The organism is Bacillus sp. P4_D3, assembly GCF_056401855.1.
The window spans coordinates 1-1168 of the sequence record NZ_JBFUIN010000873.1 but is presented as its reverse complement, the minus strand read 5'-3'; the positions used below and the strand labels follow the sequence as shown (position 1 = coordinate 1168).

Here is a 1168-nt window from a genome sequence, read left to right as displayed (position 1 = left end):
CATCAATGCTTGCACGTGTTACTGGTACTCCGCACTGTTTCAATTCCTCCGCTAGTTCATTTGCAAATGTTGTCTTTCCTGAGGCTGTAATACCACTCACTCCAACTCTTATTGGATGAGTTAAGTTTAACGTTAAAATATGATCAGCAATTTCTTTCATTCGTTTTTGGCGATGCACGATATGACCTCCTCATTTTTGTTTACATAACAAAATTATGTTAAATAAAAATGTCACTACTTGTCGGTATATTTTTATTGATATACATATTCCTTATTTACCTTTAAACCCTCGATATAAAGCAGTCCGTAACTCTTGCTTGTATTCCTCAATTTCTGGCATATCCAGCTCTTCTGCTAATCGAATTGCTAATTCAATATCATACGGTACACGTACGAGTTGAATGGAAAAGCTCGCTGCTTCTTTTTCATTGTAAATTCCTTCAAAAATTAAATAGGAAGCTTGTGTAATCTCAAGAGGGTTTCCTACGCTACCAGCATTACATAACGWTTTCCCTCTAAAATTTTGCACATACGCTTGGTGAACGTCACCGTAGCAAACGACATCTGGTTTTCTTTCCCCTTCTATATTTTCCGTCAAATCGCTATTTTCGAACATACTAACACGCTCTTCTCTTGAAGCGTGTGGTTGAACTCTTTCATATAAACTTCTCGGTGAAGCGTGGAACATACGAATGAGTTTCCCGCTCATATAAAACTCGATGGAAAATGGTAAACTCCTTAAATATTCATTTTGTTCTTCTGACAGTTGTTTTTGATGCCATTTTAACGCTTCAAATTCAGTTGGCTTTGTAATGAAATCATCCCAGTTCCCCATTACAACTCCTTCACATTCTTTACGAATGATTTCAATCACTTCGCTAGAATGAGGACCTTTTCCTACTAAATCTCCAAGACAAATAATGCGTTCGATTCCTCTTAATTTAATATCTTGCAGTACTGATTCTAAAGCCGGAATATTACCATGAATATCTGAAATTATCGCTATTTTATCCAAATGAACCCCTCCGTTATTTATTGTTTATTATATCCATATGATATGATTGATACCATTTCGGAATATAGGATAAAAAATGATTATGGTCTTCTAAAATTCGGTTTAATCTCTCCTTCATATCATCTACTAAATGCGGTGTGCTTCGGTTCGTCC

At 35.9% G+C, this 1168-nt stretch carries 1 protein-coding gene and 1 pseudogene; both read right to left on the bottom strand.

What is annotated here, in order from left to right; translation table 11 throughout:
* Positions 1-271: 271 nt before the first annotated feature.
* Positions 272-1015, bottom strand: a complete 744-nt coding sequence (locus AC1DTM_RS27570; protein WP_477001383.1) for a metallophosphoesterase family protein — start codon at positions 1013-1015, stop codon at positions 272-274.
* 13 nt (positions 1016-1028) lie between these two features.
* Positions 1029-1168, bottom strand: a pseudogene (locus AC1DTM_RS27565) (aminoglycoside phosphotransferase family protein); the annotation flags it as partial.